The following is a 3,760-nucleotide window of genomic DNA, read 5'->3' as shown; positions in this document are numbered from 1 at the left end:
TGCCCCCCGCGCCCCGCTGCGCCCGCGCCTGCTCCGCCCGCCCCCCCGCCCACCCCGCCGCGTCCGCCGCGCCCGTCGAGATGTCACTTCTTGGCTGTTGGTTTCCGGGGCGTAGCGGCAAGGAGTGACATCTCGACGGCGGGGGAGGCGGGAAACGGGGGAGGCGGGACGCGGGGGAGGTGGGGGAGGGGTCGGTGCTGGGTGGGCGAGTGTTGACCGGGGTTCTGGGGCGGGGGTAGCGTGCGGTCTGAAACGTTTCACAGTGCCGTGGGACGTCAACCAAGGGTGATGTGAGGGACAACAACGTGAGCACGGGGACGACGACGTCGGGTACCGCAGACCGACGAGCAGCGGCGCTGGGGGCGCTCGCACAGCAGACGATCGAGCTGCCCAGCTGGGCCTTCGGCAACTCGGGCACCAGGTTCAAGGTCTTCGCCCAGGAGGGCGTGCCGCGGGACCCGTTCGAGAAGGTGGCCGACGCCGCCCAGGTGCACCGGTACACCGGTGTCGCCCCCCGGGTCTCCCTGCACATCCCGTGGGACAAGACCGACGACTACGCCACGCTCTCGGCGCACGCCGCCGAGCAGGGCGTGAGCATCGGGGCGATCAACTCCAACCTCTTCCAGGACGACGACTACATGCTCGGGTCACTCACGCACCCCGACGCCCGCGTCCGCGCCAAGGCCGTGGCCCACCACCTCGAGTGCATCGACGTGATGCGCGCGACCGGGTCCACCGACCTCAAGATCTGGCTGCCCGACGGCCTCAACTACCCGGGCCAGGACAACCTGCGGGCCCGCCAGGACCGCCTCGCCGAGGGGCTCGCCGAGGTCTACGCGGGCCTGGACCCCGAGCACCGGATCATCCTCGAGTACAAGTTCTTCGAGCCGGCCTTCTACTCGATGGACGTGCCGGACTGGGGCACCTCGCTGCTGCACTGCCTGGCCCTGGGCGAGCAGGCCATGGTGGTCCTGGACACCGGCCACCACGCGCCGGGCACCAACATCGAGTTCATCGTCGCCCAGCTGCTGCGCGCCGGGCGCCTGGGGGCCTTCGACTTCAACTCGCGGTTCTACGCCGACGACGACCTCATGGTCGGCTCGGCGGACCCGTTCCAGCTGTTCCGGATCATGCACGAGATCGTCAGCTCCGGTGCTCTGGCCCCTGACTCGGGGGTCAACTTCATGCTCGACCAGTGCCACAACATCGAGCCCAAGATCCCGGGGCAGATCCGCTCGGTCATGAACGTCCAGGAGGCCACCGCCAAGGCGCTCCTCGTGGACGCCGACGCCCTGCACGCGGCCCAGCAGTCCGGGGACGTGCTGGGAGCGAACGGCCTGCTCATGGATGCCTACAACACCGACGTCCGCCCCCTGCTCGTCGAGCTGCGCGAGTCCCAGGGCCTGGACGCCGACCCGATGGCTGCCTACGCCGCCTCGGGCTACGCCGAGAAGATCAAGGCTGAGCGCGTCGGTGGCGCGCAGGCCGGATGGGGAGCCTGAACCGATGACTCAGCAGAGCGCGACATCTGCCACCAACCCGGCCGCGGCGGACCTAGTCGGGCGGTCCAACCGACTCGGCCAGGACCCGCGGAACACCAACTACGCCGGGGGCAACACCTCGGCCAAGGGCACCGAGACCGACCCGGTCACCGGCCAGCCCGTCGAGCTGCTCTGGGTCAAGGGCTCGGGTGGTGACCTGGGCACCCTGACGGAGAAGAACCTGGCTGTGCTGCGCCTGGACCGCATGCGCGCCCTGGTGGACGTGTACCCCGGGGTCGACCGCGAGGACGAGATGGTCGCGGCCTTCGACTACTGCCTGCACGGCAAGGGCGGCGCGGCCCCGAGCATCGACACCGCGATGCACGGCCTGGTCGACGCGCCCCACGTGGACCACCTGCACCCCGACTCGGGCATCGCGATCGCCACCGCGGCCGACGGCGAGGCCCTCACGCGCGAGTGCTTCGGCGACCGTGTGGTGTGGGTGCCGTGGCGCCGCCCCGGGTTCCAGCTGGGCCTGGACATCGCCGAGATCAAGAAGGCCAACCCGCAGGCCATCGGCTGCATCCTCGGCGGGCACGGCATCACCGCCTGGGGCAGCACGAGCGACGAGGCCGAGCAGCGCTCCCTGGACATCATCCGCACCGCGGAGGCCTTCATCGCCGAGCGCACCGATGCCCTCGCGGCCGAGGGCAAGCACCCCTTCGGCGACGTCGTCCCGGGTCGCGAGGCCCTGAGCGCCGAGGAGCGCAGCGCCAAGGCCGCCGCTCTCGCCCCGACCATCCGCGGGATCGCGAGCGCCGACAAGCCGCAGGTCGGGCACTTCACCGAGGACGACGTCGTCCTGGACTTCCTGGCCCGCGAGAGCCTGGGCCGTCTGGCCGAGCTCGGGACCTCCTGCCCGGACCACTTCCTGCGGACCAAGGTCAAGCCGCTCGTGGTCGACCTGCCTGCGGACGCCGACGTCGAGGCCGTCGTCGAGCGGCTCGCCGAGCTGCACGCGGCCTACCGCGAGGACTACGCGGGCTACTACGACCGCAACAAGACCCCCGACTCCCCGCCCATGCGCGGGGCGGACCCGGCGATCGTGCTGGTGCCCGGGGTCGGCATGTTCTCCTTCGGCAAGGACAAGCAGACCGCCCGCGTCGCGTCGGAGTTCTACCTCAACGCGATCAACGTGATGCGCGGGGCCGAGGCGATCAGCACCTACGCACCGATCGACGAGGCTGAGAAGTTCCGCATCGAGTACTGGGCCCTCGAGGAGGCCAAGCTCCAGCGGATGCCCGCCCCCAAGCCCCTGGCCACCCGCGTCGCGCTGGTGACGGGGGCCGGCTCGGGGATCGGCAAGGCCATCGCCGAGCGCCTCGCGGCCGAGGGGGCCTGCGTGGTCGTCGCCGACATGAACATGGAGGGTGCCGAGGAGGTCGCCGCTCAGCTGGGCGGGCCGGACAAGGCCGTCGCCGTCCACGCCGACGTGACCGACGAGGCCGCCGTGAGCGCGATGATCGACGCCGCGGTGCTGGCCTTCGGAGGCCTGGACCTCGTGGTCAACAACGCCGGCCTGTCGATCTCCAAGCCGCTGCTCGAGACCACCGCCAAGGACTGGGACCTGCAGCACGACGTCATGGCCCGTGGGTCCTTCCTCGTGGCGCGTGAGGCGGCCCGCGCGATGATCGCCCAGAAGCTCGGCGGGGACATCGTCTACATCGCCTCGAAGAACTCCCTGTTCGCCGGGCCCAACAACATCGCCTACTCGGCGACGAAGGCCGACCAGGCCCACCAGGTCCGGCTCCTCGCGGCCGAGCTCGGGGCCCACGGCATCCGCGTCAACGGAGTCAACCCCGACGGCGTGGTGCGCGGCTCGGGGATCTTCGCGGGCGGCTGGGGCGCGCAGCGCGCCGCGACCTACGGCGTGCCCGAGGAGGAGCTGGGTGCCTACTACGCCCAGCGGACCCTGCTCAAGCGTGAGGTGCTCCCCGAGCACGTCGCCGCGGCGGTCTTCGCGCTGACCGGCCCCGACCTCGTCCAGACCACGGGCCTGCACGTCCCGGTCGACTCGGGCGTGGCCGCGGCCTTCCTGCGGTAGGGGGGTGGCATGGGTACGTTCGCGGCGGTCGACCTCGGGGCGTCCAGCGGCCGGGTGGTCGTGGGGCGGGTGCTCGGCGAGGCCGGTGAGCAGCGGGTCGAGCTGCACGAGGTCAACCGCTTCCCCAACGGCCCGGTCGCCCTGCCCGCCGGGAGGCGCGGCGTTGCGGGGGGCG

2 protein-coding genes are annotated in these 3,760 nt (G+C 71.6%); both read left to right on the top strand.

What is annotated here, in order from left to right; all coding sequences use genetic code 11:
* Positions 1–305: 305 nt before the first annotated feature.
* Entirely contained in the window at positions 306–1,502 is a 1,197-nt protein-coding gene (gene rhaI, locus L0B03_RS15135) for an L-rhamnose isomerase (RefSeq protein ID WP_374204970.1), read from the top strand.
* A gap of 4 nt (positions 1,503–1,506) precedes the next feature.
* Positions 1,507–3,585: a bifunctional aldolase/short-chain dehydrogenase gene (locus tag L0B03_RS15130; protein WP_250447285.1), complete on the top strand. Its 2,079-nt coding sequence runs from the start codon at positions 1,507–1,509 to the stop codon at positions 3,583–3,585.
* Positions 3,586–3,760 lie beyond the last annotated feature (175 nt).

This window comes from Actinotalea sp. C106 (genome assembly GCF_023630195.1).
Lineage (GTDB): Bacteria > Actinomycetota > Actinomycetes > Actinomycetales > Cellulomonadaceae > Actinotalea.
Note: the sequence above shows the minus strand (reverse complement) of the source record. Positions and strands in the feature narration are given on the sequence as shown.

What these genes read in the sequence shown, in the direction of transcription:
- L0B03_RS15130 (WP_250447285.1), top strand. Translation starts at nt 1,507, where the DNA reads ATGACTCAGCAGAGCGCGACATCTGCCACCAACCCGGCCGCGGCGGAC.